The sequence below is a fragment of the Agromyces capsici genome, assembly GCF_058349965.1.
Genome location: NZ_JBYRET010000001.1, coordinates 2,291,342 through 2,309,133, shown reverse-complemented (window position 1 = coordinate 2,309,133; position 17,792 = coordinate 2,291,342). Strand labels below are relative to the sequence as shown.

11 protein-coding genes are annotated in these 17,792 nt (G+C 74.1%); 5 read left to right on the top strand and 6 right to left on the bottom strand.

Annotation, left to right across the window (positions count from 1 at the left end; genetic code table 11):
- Positions 1-80: 80 nt before the first annotated feature.
- Positions 81-1,103: a LacI family DNA-binding transcriptional regulator gene (locus tag AC3RKB_RS10845; RefSeq protein ID WP_491436157.1), complete on the bottom strand. Its 1,023-nt coding sequence runs from the start codon at positions 1,101-1,103 to the stop codon at positions 81-83.
- Between the two features lie 195 nt (positions 1,104-1,298).
- Between AC3RKB_RS10845 and xylA the strand changes: the two genes are divergently transcribed.
- Together xylA and xylB are read left to right on the top strand one after the other, a co-directional pair.
- Positions 1,299-2,492: a xylose isomerase gene (gene xylA / locus AC3RKB_RS10840; protein ID WP_491436156.1), complete on the top strand. Its 1,194-nt coding sequence runs from the start codon at positions 1,299-1,301 to the stop codon at positions 2,490-2,492.
- A 174-nt stretch (positions 2,493-2,666) separates the two neighbouring features.
- A complete protein-coding gene (gene xylB, locus AC3RKB_RS10835) occupies positions 2,667-4,097 on the top strand; it encodes a xylulokinase (protein ID WP_491436155.1) in 1,431 nt (476 codons plus the stop codon).
- An 85-nt stretch (positions 4,098-4,182) separates the two neighbouring features.
- Here xylB and AC3RKB_RS10830 read toward each other — a convergent pair whose 3' ends face one another.
- The 5 genes from AC3RKB_RS10830 to AC3RKB_RS10810 all read right to left on the bottom strand — a co-directional run bounded on the left by AC3RKB_RS10830 (position 4,183) and on the right by AC3RKB_RS10810 (position 10,641).
- A complete protein-coding gene (locus AC3RKB_RS10830) occupies positions 4,183-5,286 on the bottom strand; it encodes a glycerate kinase (protein WP_491436154.1) in 1,104 nt (367 codons plus the stop codon).
- Entirely contained in the window at positions 5,283-5,999 is a 717-nt protein-coding gene (locus tag AC3RKB_RS10825) for a ThuA domain-containing protein (protein WP_491436153.1), read from the bottom strand. The genes AC3RKB_RS10830 and AC3RKB_RS10825 overlap by 4 nt, the downstream gene beginning before the upstream one ends.
- Before the next feature lie 34 nt (positions 6,000-6,033).
- Positions 6,034-8,034: a beta-galactosidase gene (locus AC3RKB_RS10820; protein WP_491436152.1), complete on the bottom strand. Its 2,001-nt coding sequence runs from the start codon at positions 8,032-8,034 to the stop codon at positions 6,034-6,036.
- Positions 8,035-8,242: 208 nt separating this feature from the next.
- On the bottom strand, positions 8,243-9,535 hold the full coding sequence (locus tag AC3RKB_RS10815) for an ABC transporter substrate-binding protein (protein ID WP_491436151.1): 1,293 nt from the start codon (positions 9,533-9,535) through the stop codon (positions 8,243-8,245).
- A 242-nt stretch (positions 9,536-9,777) separates the two neighbouring features.
- Positions 9,778-10,641, bottom strand: a complete 864-nt coding sequence (locus AC3RKB_RS10810; protein ID WP_491436150.1) for a helix-turn-helix domain-containing protein — start codon at positions 10,639-10,641, stop codon at positions 9,778-9,780.
- Between the two features lie 128 nt (positions 10,642-10,769).
- Between AC3RKB_RS10810 and AC3RKB_RS10805 the strand changes: the two genes are divergently transcribed.
- Genes AC3RKB_RS10805 through AC3RKB_RS10795 form a run of 3 tightly spaced genes read left to right on the top strand, consistent with a single transcriptional unit; the run spans position 10,770 to position 17,700 of the window.
- A complete protein-coding gene (locus AC3RKB_RS10805) occupies positions 10,770-14,066 on the top strand; it encodes a DUF5107 domain-containing protein (protein WP_491436149.1) in 3,297 nt (1,098 codons plus the stop codon).
- On the top strand, positions 14,063-15,391 hold the full coding sequence (locus AC3RKB_RS10800; protein WP_491436148.1) for a cellulase-like family protein: 1,329 nt from the start codon (positions 14,063-14,065) through the stop codon (positions 15,389-15,391). Before AC3RKB_RS10805 ends, AC3RKB_RS10800 begins: the two co-directional genes overlap by 4 nt.
- Positions 15,388-17,700 (top strand): beta-galactosidase, encoded by a 2,313-nt coding sequence (locus AC3RKB_RS10795; protein ID WP_491436147.1) that lies wholly within the window; start codon positions 15,388-15,390, stop codon positions 17,698-17,700. The genes AC3RKB_RS10800 and AC3RKB_RS10795 overlap by 4 nt, the downstream gene beginning before the upstream one ends.
- Positions 17,701-17,792 lie beyond the last annotated feature (92 nt).

Below are 17,792 nucleotides of genomic sequence, written 5' to 3'. Positions count from 1 at the left end.
GGGTGAGTGGGGTGTCGGGTCGAGATTGTCGAAGCGCTTCGATTACGGGCGAACGGATGCCGCGGGGCGGCCGGTTCCCGTCAGGCCGAGGCGCGGGGCGGCGGCGCGGTCGAGCCGTGCTCGCGGTACTCGGGGGCGATCAGGCGGACGCCGGGCGGCACTTCGACACCGTCGACCAAGCGCATGGCGAGCTCGACCGCGAGCTCGCACGACGCGCTCGGCACGAGCGGGACGGAGTCGATCGGCGGGATGAAGGCGGACGTGTCGAAGGTCGCCCCCACGGAGACGACCGACACGTCCTCGGGCACGCGGCGGCCGAGCGCCGCGAGCTCGTCGAGCGCGACGGCGTGACTCGTGTCGTCGCAGTGCAGTACGAGCGCGGTGGCGCCGCCGTCGAGGAGCTCGCGGACCGCCGCGCGCACCGGAGTGCGCCGCGGGCCGTCGCTCTCGGGGAGGGCGACCGCGCACGCGAGACCGAGTGCGGCCGCGCGCTCCTCGAGCCCGCGCTTGACGCGGGGCGGGAAGTTCGACTTCTCGTACGACGTCGGCGGGTGGCCGATGAAGCCGATCGAGCGGTGGCCGAGCTCCGCGAGCCGGTCGACGGCGAGGGCCGACGCCGCCTCGAAGTCGAGGTCGACGCAGACGAGCCCTTCGTGGTCGTCGGGCACGCCGATGAACACGGTGGGCAGCGAGATGCGCCGCGCCAGGGCGACGCGCTCGTCGTCGGGCGCGACATCGAGCACGAGCACGCCGTCGGCGAGCCCGCTCGAGGCGACCCGGCGCATGCCGGCCGACGCCTCCTCCTCGGTGAGGAGCAGGATGTCGTACTCGTACCGGCGTGCGGCGATCGAGGTCGCGAGCACGAACGCCATGTGGGCCGGCGCGTGCGTGTCGGCCCGGAACGGCTCGGTCAGCGCGAAGATCTGCGTGCGACGACCGGCGAGCATGCGGGCACCGGCGTTCGGCCGGTAGTCGAGCTCGCGTGCCGCCTCCTCGATGCGCCGCCGGGTGTCGGCGGAGATCGAGCGCTTGCCGCTCAGCGCGTACGACACGGTGCTGATGGACACGCCGGCGGCCTTGGCCACCTCGTGGATCTTCGCCATGCCGACTCCATCGTCTAAACGCTTCGATTGGGACTGACCGGCACTCTACGCAGATGTCGAAGCGTTTCGCAAGTGTTTGTGGAAATTGAGAACAAATGGCACCGGACGACACGACGTCGAGTTGCGCGCGGCCGTGCCATCCGGTTATGTTTGATCCGCCAACAAATCACCGATGACGCTGAAAGGCGGATCTCCATGGCCACCGCGCCCACTCGCGACGACAAGTTCTCCTTCGGCCTGTGGACCGTGGGCTACAACGGCACCGACCCCTTCGGCGGTCCGACCCGCAACGCGCTCGACGTCGTGCACGCGGTCGAGAAGCTCTCCGAGCTCGGTGCCTACGGCCTCACCTTCCACGACGACGACCTGTTCGCCTTCGGCTCCACCGACGCCGAGCGGCAGACGCAGATCGACCGCCTGAAGGGCGCGCTCGCCGACACCGGCGTAATCGTGCCGATGGTGACGACCAACCTGTTCAGCGCGCCCGTCTTCAAGGACGGCGGATTCACCTCCAACGACCGCGCCGTGCGCCGCTTCGCGCTCCGCAAGGTGCTGCGCAACATCGACCTCGCCGCAGAGCTCGGCGCGAAGACCTTCGTCATGTGGGGCGGCCGCGAGGGCGCCGAGTACGACGCCGCGAAGGACATCCGCTCGGCGCTCGAGCGCTACCGCGAGGCCGTCAACCTGCTCGGCGACTACGTGACCGACAAGGGCTACGACATCCGCTTCGCCATCGAGCCCAAGCCGAACGAGCCCCGCGGCGACATCCTGCTCCCCACCGTCGGCCACGCGCTCGCCTTCATCGAGTCGCTCGAGCGCCCCGAGCTCGTCGGCCTGAACCCCGAGGTCGGGCACGAGCAGATGGCGGGCCTCAACTTCGCCGCCGGCATCGCCCAGGCGCTGTACCACGGCAAGCTCTTCCACATCGACCTCAACGGCCAGCGCGGCATCAAGTACGACCAGGACCTCGTGTTCGGCCACGGCGACCTGCACAACGCGTTCGCGCTCGTCGACCTGCTCGAATTCGGCGGCCCCAACGGCGGCCCGGCCTACGAGGGCCCGCGCCACTTCGACTACAAGCCGTCGCGCACCGAGGACGAGACCGGCGTCTGGGACTCGGCCGCCGCGAACATGCGCACCTACCTGCTGCTCAAGGAGCGCGCCGCGGCGTTCCGCGCCGACCCCGAGGTGCAGGAGGCGCTCGAGGCGGCGCGAGTGCTCGAGCTCGCGCAGCCGACGCTCGGCGAGGGCGAGTCGTACGACGACCTGCTCGCAGACCGATCGGCGTACGAGGACTTCGACGCGTCGGCGTACCTCGGCGGAAAGGGCTTCGGCTTCGTCCGCCTGCAGCAGCTCGCGACCGAGCACCTGCTCGGCGCCCGCGGCTGAGCCCACCCGCGCCGGCACCCCGCAGTCACCCCAGCCAGCCCCGCCCCGCCCCACCCCACCCCACCCCACCCCACCCCACCGAATGTTGCCGTTCGACGCGAGTGTTGCCGTTCCAGCGGCATCACTCGGCGCGAACGGCAACACTCGACCCATGACCCTCACCAGGAGGACCGCATGACGCTCGTCGCCGGCGTCGACTCGTCGACGCAGTCGTGCAAGGTCGTGATCCGGGATGTCGCGACGGGCGCGCTCGTGCGCTCGGGCCGCGCCGCCCACCCCGACGGCACGGAGGTGGATCCCGCCGCGTGGTGGGACGCCCTCCGGGCGGCGATCGCCGACGCCGGCGGGCTCGACGACGTCGCCGCCGTCGCGGTCGCCGGGCAGCAGCACGGCATGGTCGTGCTCGACGACGCGGGTCGCGTCATCCGCCCCGCCCTGCTCTGGAACGACACCCGCTCGGCCGGTGCCGCGCGCGAGCTGATCGCCGAGGTCGGCGCGCCCGCGTACGCCGAGCGCACGGGCGTCGTGCCCGTCGCCTCGTTCACGGCGACGAAGCTGCGCTGGCTGCGCGATGCCGAGCCGGATGCCGCGGCGCGCGTCGCGGCCGTGGCGCTCCCTCACGACTGGCTGTCGTGGCGGCTGCGCGGCTACGGCCCGGCGGAGGCCGCGGACGCTCCGCGCGGCCCGGTGCTCGACGAGCTCACGACCGACCGGTCGGACGCGTCGGGCACCGCGTACTGGGGCGCCGATGGGTACGACCGCGACCTGCTCGTGCGCGCGCTCGGGCACGACGCCCTGCTGCCCCGGGTGCTGGCGCCGACGGATGCCGCGGGCCACACGCCCGCGGGCGCGCTCGTCGGCGCGGGCGCGGGCGACAACGCGGGTGCCGCGCTCGGGCTCGACGCGCGCCCCGGTGACGTCGTCGTCTCGATCGGCACGAGCGGCACGGTGTTCGCCGTGACCGACTCCCCCGTCGCCGACGCCTCGGGCACGGTCGCCGGGTTCGCCGACGCGACCGGCGCGTGGCTGCCGCTCATCGCGACGCTCAACGCGGCCCAGGTGCTCGACGTGGTCGCGCGCCTGCTCGGCGTCGACCACGACGAACTCGGGCGGCTCGCGCTCGAGGCCGACCCCGGGGCATCCGGTGCCGTGCTCGTGCCGTACTTCGCGGGCGAGCGCACCCCCAACCTGCCGGACGCCACGGCGTCCCTCGCCGGCCTCACCCTCGCGAACACGACCCGCGCCAACCTCGCACGCGCCGCGGTCGAGGGCCTGCTCTGCGGACTCTCCGACGGGCTCGACGCGGTGCGGTCGCAGGGCGTCGAGGCGCGACGCATCCTGCTCATCGGCGGGGCCGCGCAGAACCCTGCCGTGCGGCGCATCGCCGCGCAGGTGTTCGACGTGCCGATCGTGGTGCCCGCGCCCGGTGAGTACGTGGCGGATGGCGCCGCTCGCCAGGCCGCGTGGGCGCTCACGGGTTCGCGGCCGACCTGGCCGGTCGACGTCGCCGACGAGCTCGCGCCCGACACCCGCCCGGTGATCCGCGAGCAGTACGCGGCGCGCGCGGCTGCGGCCGCATCCGCCACGGGCGACCGGGGCGCGTAGCCCGGGTCGCCCGAATGTTTCCGTTCGGCGCGAGCGCGCCCCGTTCATCGGCCGCGCTCGCGCCGAACGGGAACACTCGGCGAGTTCAGCCTCCCTCGCCGCCGGCGGCGAGGGCGGCGCCCGCCGCCTCGAGCCAGCGCAGCGGGTCGGCCATCGCGGCGGCGCTGCTGCCCGCGAGGTCGGTGAGCGAGGCGGATGCCGCGAAGGCGGACGCATCCGCGTCGATGACTCCGGCGACGAGCGCGACGGGCACGCCCCACGCCGCGGCCCGAGCGGCCACCTCGCTCGGCACCTTGCCGGCGGCGGACTGGCCGTCGAACCGGCCCTCGCCCGTCACGACGAGGTCGGCGCCGCGCAGCGCCTCCGAGAGGCCGATCGCGTCGGCGACCGCACCGGAGCCGCCGGCCATCTGCGCGCCCCACGCCAGCAGGCCGAATCCGGCGCCGCCGGCGGCTCCGGCACCCGGCTCCTCGCACAGCCCGGCGCCACCGGGCACCGCGCGCACCAGCCGCGCGAGGTTCTGGTCCATCGCCTCGACGAGCTCGGGCGTCGCCCCCTTCTGCGGGCCGAAGATCGCGGCGGCGCCGAACGGGCCGAGGAGCGGATTCGTGACGTCGGAGAGGATGAGCGCGCCATCCGCCGGCAGGGGCCGCAGGCCCGACAGGTCGACCCGGGCCAGCGCACCCACGCCGCGATTGCCGAGCCGCACCGGGCGGCGTTGCGCGTCGAGGAAGACGCCGCCGAGCGCGGCGAGCGCGCCCAGGCCGCCATCGGTCGACGAGCTGCCGCCGAGCGCGAGCAGCAGCCGGGTCGCGCCCGCGTCGAGCGCGGCGACGATCGCCTTCCCGAAGCCGTACGAGTGCGCGTCGAGCGGGCGGAGCGGGTCGAGCAGCGTGATGCCGCTCGTCGACGCGAGCTCGACGACCGCCGAGCCATCGGGCAGGCGCAGCCACGCGGCATCCACCGGGCGATCGTCGGGGCCCTGCACGGTGACGGGCACGCGCTCGGCGCCCGGCACGGCCGTGGCGAACGCGTCGAGCGTGCCCTCGCCGCCGTCGGCCATGGGCTTCTCGACGATGACGTCGGACGGCGCGACCGACCGCCAGCCGCGCGCGAGCGCGTCGGCGGCCTCGGCGGCGGTCGCGGTGCCCTTGAACGAGTCGGGCGCGAGGATGACGCGACGGCTCACGTGCCGCCCGCCCCGCCTGAGCCGGCCGCCGTGGGCGCCGGCACGTGCGACAGCCACTCGATCGCCCGCGCGATCAGCGCGCGGTGCCCCGCCGAGTCGTACGACCGGGCGTCGTGCCCGAGCGCGTCGTACACGAGCCGCGAGCGCCCGAACTCGCGAGCCCAGATGAACGGATGGCGCACCCCGCCCTCCTCGTGCTCGCCGATGGGTTCGATCACGTCGTACAGGCGCAGCGCGGTGTAGCGCTCGTCCTCGACCGTGAAGTCATCGAGCCCCTCGCGCACGGGATGGTTGCCGACGACGTGCACGCGCGCCTCGCCGAGCGGCGGATGCCACGAGACATCTGGTTCCCAGCCCCCGCCGACGGCGAGACCGTACGCGCCGTAGTCGCGCAGGCTCGACGCGGCCGAATGCATCGCAAGGATGCCGATGCCGCGGTCGATCGCCGTCTCGAACGCGGCATCGTCGACGCGATCGCCGGCGCCGGCGTCGACCTCGACGCCGTCGGGAACCGGCCCGTCGGGATCGCCCGCGTTCACCACGAGCAGCGCGACGTCGTCGCCGAGCGTCGCGAGCGCGGCATCCACGTCGTCGCGGACCTCGACGTCGAACCCGGCCTCGGCCACGAGCTCGGCCAGCCGCGCGCTCGTCTCGGCATACGGATGCCACGGGTCGGCGTACCGCCCGCCCCCACTCAGGATGATCGCGCGCATCGGAACCTCCTCGGTCGGCTGAATCGTACGTCGCTCACTCGGTGAGCACCATGGCCCAGTCGTACGCGGCGAGCTCGACGCGGTCGACTCGCGCGCCGGTCACGGCATCGGTGCCGGCGACGTCGACGGATGTCGCTGGGCCGCCGTGGTTGACCATGGTGAGCAGTCGTCCGCGGCGGGCGGCCTCGACGTGCTCGGGAAGCCCCGCGACGACCGGCTCCACCCCGGTCGCCGCGAGGAGCCGATCGACGACGGACTGCACGCCGCGCTCGTCGGGGATCGTCGCGAGGTAGCGGGCCGTCCCGGCGCCGACCGCACGAACGGTCAGGGCGGGGTCGCCCGCGCGACGGCCCGCGGTGAACGAGGCCTCGACGCGGGCGTCGTCGGCGACCACGTGCAGTTCCTCGGCCAGGAGCGTGCCGATGCCCGCGAGCCCGGCCTCGCCCGCGAAGGGCGCCTCCCGCTCCCCCGGCGCGCCGGGCGCGGCATCGGGCGCGACGAGCGCTCCGAAGTCCTCGATCCGGATGCCGCAGAGTGGGCCGAGCTGGGTCGCGAACCCGCCGTCGCGGAACCGGTCGCACTCGTCGACCACGTCGGCGAACGGTCCGGCGAGCAGCTGCCCGCCGCCCTCGACGAACGAGGTCAGCGCCGCGGCATCCGTCTCGCGCACGAGGTACAGCAGCGGCGCGATGGCGACGTCGTAGCCCTCGCCCGCGCGCGCGGCCGGCACGATGTCGACCTGCACGTGCCGACGGTGCAGCGCGCGGTACCAGCGCTGCACGACCGCGAGGTAGTCGAGCGCGTTCTGCGGGTGGTCGGAGGCCTCGACGGCCCACCAGTTCTCCCAGTCGAAGACGAGCGCGACCCGGGCGTCGCGGGCGGTCGCATCGCCGGCGGGCAGCTCGGGCAGCGCCGCGAGGTCGGCGCCGAGGGCGACCACCTCGCGCCAGGTGCGCGTGTCGGTGCCCGCGTGCGGCAGCATCGCCGAGTGGAACTTCTCGGCGCCCGCCCGCGACTGCCGCCACTGGAAGAACAGGATGCCGTCGGCCCCGCGCCCCACGGCCTGCGCGCTGAGCGCCGCCATCTGCCCCGGCGCCTTCGGCGCGTTCGCCGGCCGCCAGTTCAGCGCGTTCGTCGCCTGCTCCATGAGGATCCACGGCACCTCGGGCTTCAGCGATCGGATCAGGTCGCGCTGGAACGCGGCCGCCCGGAACGACTCCGGATCGTTCGGGTCGGGGTAGCAGTCGTCGCTGACGACGTCGACGTGCTCGGCCCATCGGGCGTAGTCCGCGGGCTTGAACGCGCCCATGAAGTTGGTCGTGATCGGCTGCGTCGCGCCCGCGGCGCGGATGATCTCGCGCTCCATCAGGTGACACTCGAGCAGCATGTCGCTCGTGAAGCGGCGGAAGTCGAGCTCCTGCCCGGGATTGCGCGAGTACGGCGCCTTGCGCGGCGGGAACACCTCGTCGAACGAGCCGTACCGCTGCGACCAGAAGTCGGTGCCCCACGCCTCGTTCAGCGCCTGGACGTCGCCGTAGCGATCGGCGAGCCAGCGCCGGAACGCGTCGCGCGCGGCATCCGAGTAGTCGGCGTTCAGGTGGCAGCCGTACTCGTTGTTCACGTGCCACATCACGACCGCGGGGTGGTTCGCGTACCGCTCGGCGAGGGCGGTGACGAGTTCAGCGGCGAGGCGCCGGTACACCGGCGAGGATGGCGCGAACTGCTGCCGGCTGCCGGGCCAGTAGGTGGCACCGTCCTCGTCCTGCGGCAGCATCTCGGGGTATGCTGCGGTCGCCCACGGCGGCGGCGACGCGGTCGCGGTCGCGAGGTCGACCGCGATGCCGCCCTCGTGGAGCAGGTCGATCACCCGGTCGAGCCATCCGAAGTCGAACTCGCCCTCACGCGGCTGGATGCGCGACCACGAGAAGATGCCGAGGCTCACCATCGTGACCCCCGCCTCGCGCATGCGCGCGACATCCTCGGGCCAGACCTCCTCGGGCCACTGCTCGGGGTTGTAGTCGGCGCCGTAGTGCACGGGGTTCTCCTCCGTCGTCGCAGGTTCGCGAGCGTTTCCGTTCGTCGCGAGTCGCACCATCCGACCCGGAACACTCGGGACGAACGGAAACGCTGGTCATGGGAACGTGCCGAGTGGGCGATCTTGGCGGCGCATCCGGGACGGATGCCGCCAAGATCGCCCACTCGAGCGCAGCACGAACCGGGGTCCGTGCCGCACGGGGTCGGGGTCAGCCGAGGATCACGCCCGCCTCGGTGAAGAACTGGTCCACCGCGTCATCCACCGTGATCGCGCCGAGGCCGATCGACTTGCCGAGGTCCCAGAAGGTCTGCTCGAGCGAGCCGTAGCCGACGACCGGAACAGGCGGGGCGTCGCCGAGCCGATCGGCGACCGACTCGAGGTAATCGGCGACCTGCGCGTCGGCACCCTCGAGGGTCGCGCCCGCGAGCTTCGTCTCGGAGGCCGGGAAGCCGAGCGTGGTGCCGAAGATCTCGCCGGCCTCCTCGCTATTGACGACGAAGTCGAGCCACATCGCGGCGGCCTCGGGGTGCTCGGTGTCGGCCGAGATCGCGACCTGCAGGCCGGCCTGGCGGTAGAGGTCCTGGCCGTCGGGCTCGTCGGTCGGGGGTGCGACCATCGTGATCGACGCGGCGCCCGAGTCGGCGAGGTAGCCGCCGAGGAAGTTCGACCAGCTGCCCTCGCTCGCGGTGAGGTTGGCGCCGAAGCCAGAGATCGGCGAGATCTCCTCGAGCTTCTGCTGCGGGATGGTGACCCCGTCGCGGGCGTCGGCACCGGACTCCCAGAAGTCGCGCAGCTGGTCCTCGGTGAAGCCGAGCTCGCCGTCCTCGGTGTAGAGGTTCTCGCCCTGGGCGCGCAGCACGTTCTCGAAGGTCTGGATGCGCTGGGTGACGTCGGTGCCGCCGTAGACCGCGCCGCCCGTGGCCTCGGTGACCGACGCCATCCACTCGGTGTACTCCTCGTACGAGGTGCCGCCCTCGTAGGGCTCGACGCCGGCCTGCTCGATCAGGGCGTCGTTGAGGAAGATCGCCCACGCGCTGTAGCCGGTCGGCAGCGAGTACTGCGTGCCCTCGAGCTGGCCGGTCTGCTTGAGGCCGTCGTCGAACGCGTCGAAGTCGACGTACTCGCCGACCTGCTCGAGGTCGAGCAGCAGGCCCGGCTCGGCGTACTCGCGGAGGTACGAGTCGGAGAACTGCCACACGTCGGGCAGGCCGCCGCCGGCCGCCTCGGTCTTGCGCTTCTCCCAGTACGAGGGGAAGTCGGTGAAGGTGCCGTCGATCGTGATGTTCGGGTGCTCGGCCTCGAACGCGTCGATGAGCTGCTGGTAGCGCTGCGCGCGGTCGTCGTTGCCCCACCAGGTGAAGTTGAGCGTCACCTCCTCCTCGGGGTCGTACCCGGATGCCTCGCTGCCGCCGCCGCTCGCGCACCCGGTGAGCGCGAGGGCCGCTGCCCCCGTGATCGCCGCTGCGGCGAGCATGCGCCGCCTGCCGTTCCTCGTGAACATCTGTCCTCCGTCGTCGTCGTCGGGTTGTCGCGCCCTGGGGTTCGGGGAAAGCGCTTCCCGAACTGTAGCGTGCATCGTTGTAGAGCGTCAACAGCCGCGATTCCCCGCGTTCTCGGGCCCGCCCCGATCCCCTGTTCAGGAGGTCCCGCGCGACACGCCGCCGGAGCACGCCCCCAAGCTCGGCGCGTCGCCGATTCGTCCTGAACAACCGAGCGGATGGCGCGCCCGCGCCATCCTCGCCCTCACCCCTTGCGCTGCTCGCGGTACGCCGTCGGGCTGAGCCCGTGCATGCGGCTGAACTGGCGTGAGAAGTAGAACTGGTCGGCGTAGCCGACCTCGCGCGCGACCTCCGCGACGTTGAGGTGGGTCGTGTCGAGCAGGCCGCGGGCGCGCGCCATCTTGAGCGCCGTGTGGTGCGCCAGCACCCCGCCCCCGGTGGCTTCGCGGAACAGCGCGCCGAGGTGCGACGCCGAGACGCCGACGAGGCGGGCGAGCTCGCCGACGCGGATGGTGCCGTCGACGCGCTCCTCGAGGTAGCGCATCGCGCGTTCGAGCGGCTCGCCCTGCTCGGGCAGGCGGCGGTCGACGGCGAGCTGCGTCATCAGGCGCCAGGCGATGCCGGCGGTCGCGAGCAGCCGCGCGGGCGACTGGTCGCGCTCGAGCCCCGAGACGATCTCGTCGAGGAGCGCCGTCACGCGGTCGACGGCGCGGAGCGAGACGATCGGCCGCTCGATCGACGCGCCGACCGCCTCCCAGAGGTCGCCGAGGTCGCTGCCGCGCAGGTGGCACCACCAGATGGTCCACGGCCGGTCGGCGTCGGCGCCGTACGCGTGCGGCGCGCCGGCGGGGATCAGGGCGGCGGTTCCGGCGGCGACGCGTGTGCGCGCGCCGGCGAGCTCGATCCATCCGCCGCCGTCGACGCACACGATCACGATGGCCTCGGCCGCGCCGCGGGGTCGCCGCCGCAGGTGCTCCTCGGCCGCGGGGAACAGCCCCGCGTCGGTGACCGTGAGCCGCCGCGTGACGGGCCGCGCGAGCGCCTGCTCGACGAGCGGGCGCGGCACGACGCAGAGCCGTTGGCGCTCGAACCCCTCCCTGCGTTCCATCCGTCCATCTTCCCATCGCGAGGCGAGGCGGCGAGCGGATGTCGCGGCGCGCGCCATCATCGGAACGTCCATGCCGGTGCCGCGATCGCCCATGGGCGACGCACAGGCCCGCGCGTACGCTCGATCGCGTGAGTTCCCTGCACCGTCGCATCCAGCTGCCCGACCCGCCGCCCGCCGAGCGCGCCCGTCTCGACGCGGGCGGGGTCGCATGCTGGGAGGAGCCGCTCGTCATCGACACGTACGAGCCGGCCGAGCCCGACCGCTACCCGCTATTCCTCGACCGGCGCGTGTACCAGGGTTCGAGCGGGCGCGTGTACCCGATCCCGTTCACCGACCGCATCGAGGCCGAGGCTCGGCCTCGCGCCTGGCGCGCGATCCACCTCGAGAACCGGTGGGTGCGTCTCGTGCTGCTGCCCGAGCTCGGCGGCCGCATCCACATCGGGTACGACAAGACCCGCGATTACGACTTCTTCTACCGCAACAACGTCATCAAACCCGCGCTCGTGGGGCTGGCCGGCCCGTGGGTGTCGGGCGGCGTCGAGTTCAACTGGCCGCAGCACCACCGGCCTGCGACCTTCCTCCCTGTCGAGACCCGCATCGACCGCGCCTCCGACGGCGAGGTCGTCGTCTGGCACTCCGACCTCGATCCCCTGCAGCGCATGCGCGGCACGCATGGCATCCGGCTGCGCGGCGACTCGGCGCTGATCGAGCTCGAGGCCTCGCTCGTGAACCGCACCGACGTGCCGCAGACGTTCCTGTGGTGGGCGAACGTCGCGGCGCGGTCGCACGAGCGCTACCAGTCGTTCTTCCCGACCGACGTACGGTACGTCGCCGACCACGCCCGGCGCGCGATCACCGCGTTCCCGGCCGCCGACCGGCCGTACTACGGCGTCGACTACCCGGCGCTCGCCGCCGAGCGGCCCGGCGCCGACCGCATCGACGTGTACTCGAACATCCCCGTGCCGACCTCGTACATGATCACCGACACCGCCGACGACTTCTTCGGCGGATACGACCACGACGCGGGCGCCGGGTTCGTGCACTGGGCCGACCGCGCGATCTCACCCGGCAAGAAGCAGTGGACGTGGGGCGACGGCGAGGTCGGCCACGCCTGGGACCGGCACCTCACCGACGGCGACGGCCCGTACGTCGAGCTCATGGCCGGCGTCTTCACCGACAACCAGCCCGACTTCAGCTGGCTCGCGCCCGGCGAGACCCGGCGCTTCCGCCAGTCCTGGTATCCGATCCAGGACATCGGCCCGGCGGTGCAGGCGACCCTCGACGCGGCGATCGGCCTCCGGGCGGATGGACCGTTCGCGCGCCTCGGCGTCGCGACCACGGCCGAGCACGATGCCGTGCAGGTCGTGCTCCGGCGCCGCGACGACGGCGCGGTGCTCGGCGACTGGACGGTCCGGATCGCGCCGGGTGAGCCGTTCGTCGTCACCGTCGAGAAGGTCGAATCGGATGGCGTGCCCGCCCGCCGAGACGACCTCGAGGTCGACGTGGTCGCCGACGCCCGCATGCTCGTCGCCTGGCGCGCTCACGCGGTCGGCGCGGGCGAGCCGTGGGTCGCGACCGAACCGCCCGCCCCCGACGAGATCGCGGGCACCGACGAGCTCGTGCTCACCGGGCTGCACCTCGTGCAGTACCGCCACCCGACGCGCTCCCCCGAGCCGTACTTCGCCGAGGCGATCCGCCGTGACCCCGGCGACTCGCGCGCCCGCGTGCAGCTCGCGCGGCTCGCGTTCGCGCGCGGCGAGCTCGACGCCGCCCTCGATCACGTCGACCGGGCGCTCGAGCGCCTGACGCGGCGCAACCTCAACCCCGAGCACGGCGATGCGCACCTGCTCCGTGCGCTCGTGCTCGAGCGACTCGGGCGGGCGGATGCCGCGGCCGACGCGTTCGGGAAGGCCGCGTGGGATGGCCGGCTGGTGCTGCCGGCCGCGCTGGGCCGAGCGCGCCTCGCGCTCGCCACGGGCGACGCAGAGCTCTCGCTCGCATTCGCGGAGACCGCGCTTCGGGCGGATGCGTCCAGCACGGCGGCCGTCGCGAGCCGCGTCGTCGCTCTCCGCGCGCTGGGCCGCGACCAGGCCGCGGATCGGGACCTGGCCGCGGCGCGCTCGGCCGACCCCCTCGACCCGCTGCTCGCCGCGCTCTCCGACGACCTCGATCCGATCGACCCGCGTACGCTCCTCACCATGGCGCACGAGCTGTTCCGCCTGGGCGACCGCGCGCGCGGCATCGGGCTCGCCGAGCGGGCCGCGGCGACGGGCCCCGGCCCGTTCGGCAACCCCGCACCGCTCGCCGCCTACGCGCTCGCGGGATTCCTCGACGAGATCGGCCGAGCGGATGACGCGTCCCGCGCCCGGAAGGGCGCCCGCGCCGCCGACCCCCGGCTCGCATTCCCGCACGGGCTCGACGACCTGGGCGCGCTCGAGTCCGCCCTCGACGCCGACCCCGCCGACGCCCGCGCCCGCGCGTACCTCGGCTGCTGGCTGCTCGACGCCGGCCGCACCGCCGACGCCCTCGCGGCGCTCGACGCCGCGATCGGAGGGGGCACCGACCCCATCGCCGACCCCGTCGCGTGGCGGAACGCCGCCGTCGCGCTCGTGAACTCGGGCGGCGACCTCGACGAGGCCGACCGGCGCTACCGCGTCGCGCTCGAGCTGAGCCCCGCCGACGCGCGCCTGGTCTTCGAGCGCGACCAGCTCGCGGCGATCCGCGGGGTCGCGGCGGAGGCGCGGATCTCGGCGATCGTCACCGCCGGCCCTGAGGCGCTCGTCCGCGACGACCTCGCGATCTCGTACGCGAACCTGCTCGTCGACGTCGGACGCGCCGGCGACGCGCTCGCGTTCCTCGACGGGCGCGAGTTCCAGCCGTTCGAGGGCGGCGAGGGGCAGGTGATCCGGGTGTTCGATCGTGCGAGCGCCGCCGTGGCGCGCGACCTGCTCGAGCGCGGTGACGCGCGAGCGGCCGCCGACCTGCTTCGCCGGGGCATCCGCGTGCCGGAGCATCTCGGCGAGGGACGGCACCCGGCCGAGCCCGGCGCGGAACGACACGTCCTGCTCGGCGACGCGGAGGACGCGCTCGGCGACCGCGCTGCCGCTGAGGCCGCGTGGCGGCGTGCGATCGGCGGCGGTCCGCTCGCCGTCGGCGAGCGCACGGTCGACGAGCGCGACGCGTGGATCGGCGCGGCACACCTGCGCCTCGGCGATCCGGCGGCAGCCGAACGAGTCTGGACCGCCCTCGGGGCACGTGCGGACGAGCTCGACGCGGCATCCGACCGGGTCGACTACTTCGCCACCTCGCTGCCCGAGCTCCTGCTGTTCTCCGTCGACACCGCCGAGCGGCGCCACGCGCTGGCCGCACGGCTGCGCGAGCACGCCGCGGCGGGGCGACGCGACGCCGCGATGGTGACGGCATGAGCGACGGAACCGTCCGCTACCTCGGTACCCCGCTCGGCGGCGCACCCGACCCGAGCCTCACCGGTCCGGTGCCCGAGCACCTGCCGGAACGACTCGCCATCTGCCTGTGGGACTTCTCGTGGGTCACCCGGGCCGGATCAGGCGAGCCCTACGAGGACCTCGACCGCGCCATGGCCGAGACGGTCGAGCGCGGGTACGACGCGATCCGGATCTGCGCCGCGCCGCTGCTCGTCGCCGGCGGGCCCGAACTCGGGCTCGACGCGCTCGCGCGCGACCTCGAGGTCGAGGGCCTCGGCGCGGCGCCGACCGGCGGGTACTACGGCGAACGCACGCGCTGGTACGACGCCCCTGGCGGCTACCGCCTCGATGTGCGTGCGCGCCTGTTCGAGCTGGTCGAGGCCGCGAAGCGGCACGGCGTCGTCGTGATCCTCGCGAGCTGGGAGTACCAGCAGTCGCCGTCGTTCGCGGCCGACGCCGCGTGGTTCCGCGCGATCGACGCGGTGCCGCTCGGCGAGCGGCACCGCGTGCTCGCCGAGGCGTTCGACCGGATCCTCACCGAGCTCGAGCACGCCGGCCTCGCCGACGCCATCGCGTTCACCGAGCTGCACAACGAGGTCGACTTCTCGATGCTGCCGCCGATCGAGCAGGGCGGCGAGGCCGCCATCGCCTGGCTGCGCGAGCGGCATCCGGCGCAGCTCGTCACCGCGAGCTACGGCAAGCCGCCGCACCTGGCGATGCACCGCGTGTCGCCGGCGCTCGGGGTCGCCCAGTTCCACGTCTACTCGTACGGCGTGCTCGACGCGCTCCAGCGGCGCATCGACATCCGCTCGGAGGGCACCGAGGGTTTCCCCAACGCCGAGCTGCGGGCGCTGCTGCGCACGGACGCGCCATCCTTCGCCGAGTGCGGCCGCCCCGCCCACTGGAAGCTGGAGGCGACCGTGATCACCGACCAGATGCTCTACGGGTACGACTGGATCGACCCCGCGAAGTGGGATGCCTGGCTCGACGCGCACCTCGACCCGTACCGCGAGGTGATGCTCCGCGAGGTCGAGTCGAGGGTCGTCGCGGTCGCCGAGTGGGCGCGATGGCGCGGCGTGCCCGCCGCGATCGGCGAGGGATGGGTCGGCTACACGCCGCGCGACGGCCGCTTCGAGGAGACCGGGTTCGGGCTCGAGCTCGCCGAGCACGGCATCCGCACGGCGCTCGCGCACGGGGTGTGGGGCGTGGTCGCCTGCTCGAACGCGGCGCCGCACCATCCGATGTGGGCCGACCTCGAGTGGCAGCAGCGCATGACGGCGCTGGTCGGGGCAGGATCGGACGCATGAACGAGCGGATGCCGCTGCGCCTCGCCCCCGCGGAGCAGCGCGTGCCGCTCGCCCGCCCCGCCATGTCGAACGACCGCGACCGCCACGACCGCCTGGCCCTGACGAACCGGTACGTCGAGCTCGAAGGCCGGCCCGCGATCCCCGTGTCGGGCGAGCTGCACTACTCCCGCGTGCCGCGCACCGCCTGGCGCGAGAGACTGCAGCTCATGCGGTCGGGCGGCGTGACGGTCGTGTCGACCTACGCGATCTGGATCCACCACGAGCGCGAGCGCGGCGACCTCCGCTTCGACGACGGCCTCGACGTCGCGGCGTTCGTGCGAGTCGCGGCCGAGGTCGGGCTCGACGTCGTCGTGCGCATCGGTCCGTGGTGCCACGGGGAGGTGCGCAACGGCGGATTCCCCGACTGGGTCGCCGCGGCATCCGTCGCCCATCGCACCGACGACCCGGCGTATCTCGAACTGGTGCGCGGATGGTTCGCCGCGATCAGTCGCGAGCTCGCACCGCTGTGCGGGCCGGACTCCCCGATCATCGGCATCCAGGTCGAGAACGAGCTCATCGACCAGCCCCGGCATCTCGCGACGCTCGTCGGGCTCGCCCGCGACGCGGGCCTGGCGGCGCCGATCTGGACCGCGACCGCGTGGGACGGCGCCGACCTGCCGCCCGACGTCGTGATGCCCGTGTTCGGCGGGTACGCCGACGGGTTCTGGGTCGACGCCCACGTGCCGTGGCCGTCGAGCTTCCGCGCGCACTTCCGCTTCTCGCACGACTGGGACGACCCGGGCATCGGGGCCGACCTGCGTGGCACGCCGGCCGAGGCTGACGGCGCGCCGGCGCGCGCCCGCGCCGCGGCCTCCCCCGACTTCCCGGTCGCGACGTGCGAGCTCGGCGGCGGCATGGCGTCGGCCTACCACCGGCGCCCGCTGCCGAGCGCGCTCGACCTCGCCGCCGTCGCGAACGCGAAGCTCGGCTCGGGCTCGAACTGGCAGGGCTACTACATGTACGCCGGCGGCCTGAACCCGGCCGACGGCCTCCAGGAGTCGCTCGCGACCGGCTACCCCAACGACCTGCCGCGCTTCGACTACGACTTCCACGCGCCGATCGGCGCCGCCGGCGAGCTCGCGCCGAGCCACGCCTCGCTCCGGACCCAGCACGCGTTCCTGGCCGCCTTCGGCGAGCGCCTCGCACCCATGGCCTCGCGGCTTCCCGAGCGGATGCCGCGGGGCGACGACGATCGCGACACCCTCCGCTGGGCCGTCCGCTCCGAGGGCGACGCGGGGTTCCTCTTCATCGGGCACCACCAGGCCGTCGAGCAGGTGCGGCCGGCGGAGAGGGTGCGGTTCGAGGTCGCGCTCGCGTCGGGGCCCGTGCTCGTGCCATCCGCCGACCGGCCGCCCCTGACGATCCCGCCCGGCACGGTCGCACGCTGGCCGCTCGGCCTCGCGCTCGGCGGCGCGGTCATCGACTGGGCGACCGCGTCGGCGCTGACGGTGCTGGAGGGCGAGGTGCCGACGCTCGTGCTCCTCGCCGAGCCGGGTGTCCACGCGACGGTCGCGGTTCGCACGGCGGCCGCCACCGAGGCGGTGCTCCTCGAAGCGCGCGGCACCGAGGAGACGGTCCACCGCGTCCGCGACGGCGTCGCCGCGCTCGACGTGCTCCTTCTCCCGGCCGCGTGGGCGCCCGACGTGTGGGTGCTCGAGGGCTCGGCCGGCGAGCGGATGCTGCTGCGCTCGCGTTCCCCGCTGTGGATCGACGGCGACGCGCTCGCCGCGCGGGCCGGCCGAACGCCCGACGTGCGCCGCTACGACCCCGCGGTGGGCATGTTCGAGTCCGTGCCGCTCACGGGCGATGAGACCCCTCCGCTGCCGGTGCGGGCGGCCGCCGCCCCCCGGTGGGAGCCCGGCCGCGCCCGCGCCGTGTTCGGCGGCACGCCCGCGCGCCGCGCCGCGCCCTCGGCCGACGACCTCGAGCGGCTCGCCGTCCGGATCCCGCTCACGGGGTGCGGCGGCCCGGCCGACGGCGTCATGCGCACGCTCGTCGTGGAGTGGGCCGGCGACGTCGCGACCCTCGAGGTCGACGGACGCACCGTCGACGACCGCTTCTGGGACGGCACGCCCTGGTTCGTCGACCTCGACGCGGCCGGGGTCGGCGCCGACTCCGAGGTCGCGCTGCGCATCCTGCCGCTGCACCCCGACAGCGAGGTCCACCTGCCGGAGGCCGCGGCGGCCCGCCGCCGGGCCCACGACGGGCCGCTCGGCTCGCTCGACCGGCTCGTCGGCCGGCGCTCGACGGTCTGGCGCGCCATCCTCTGATCGCATCGACCCCGAGGCTCGCCGGCGGCGTCCCGCCCGGCACGGCCCACGCGCGCCACCACGCGGCATCCGTCGCCTCGATCTCGCCGTCG

Excerpts from the sequence above, each read along its gene's own strand:
- AC3RKB_RS10845 (WP_491436157.1), bottom strand. The coding sequence starts at position 1,103 with ATGGCGAAGATCCACGAGGTGGCCAAGGCCGCCGGCGTGTCCATCAGC.
- xylA (WP_491436156.1), top strand. The coding sequence starts at position 1,299 with ATGGCCACCGCGCCCACTCGCGACGACAAGTTCTCCTTCGGCCTGTGG.
- xylB (WP_491436155.1), top strand. The coding sequence starts at position 2,667 with ATGACGCTCGTCGCCGGCGTCGACTCGTCGACGCAGTCGTGCAAGGTC.
- AC3RKB_RS10825 (WP_491436153.1), bottom strand. The coding sequence starts at position 5,999 with ATGCGCGCGATCATCCTGAGTGGGGGCGGGCGGTACGCCGACCCGTGG.
- AC3RKB_RS10815 (WP_491436151.1), bottom strand. The coding sequence starts at position 9,535 with ATGTTCACGAGGAACGGCAGGCGGCGCATGCTCGCCGCAGCGGCGATC.
- AC3RKB_RS10810 (WP_491436150.1), bottom strand. The coding sequence starts at position 10,641 with ATGGAACGCAGGGAGGGGTTCGAGCGCCAACGGCTCTGCGTCGTGCCG.
- AC3RKB_RS10800 (WP_491436148.1), top strand. The coding sequence starts at position 14,063 with ATGAGCGACGGAACCGTCCGCTACCTCGGTACCCCGCTCGGCGGCGCA.
- AC3RKB_RS10795 (WP_491436147.1), top strand. The coding sequence starts at position 15,388 with ATGAACGAGCGGATGCCGCTGCGCCTCGCCCCCGCGGAGCAGCGCGTG.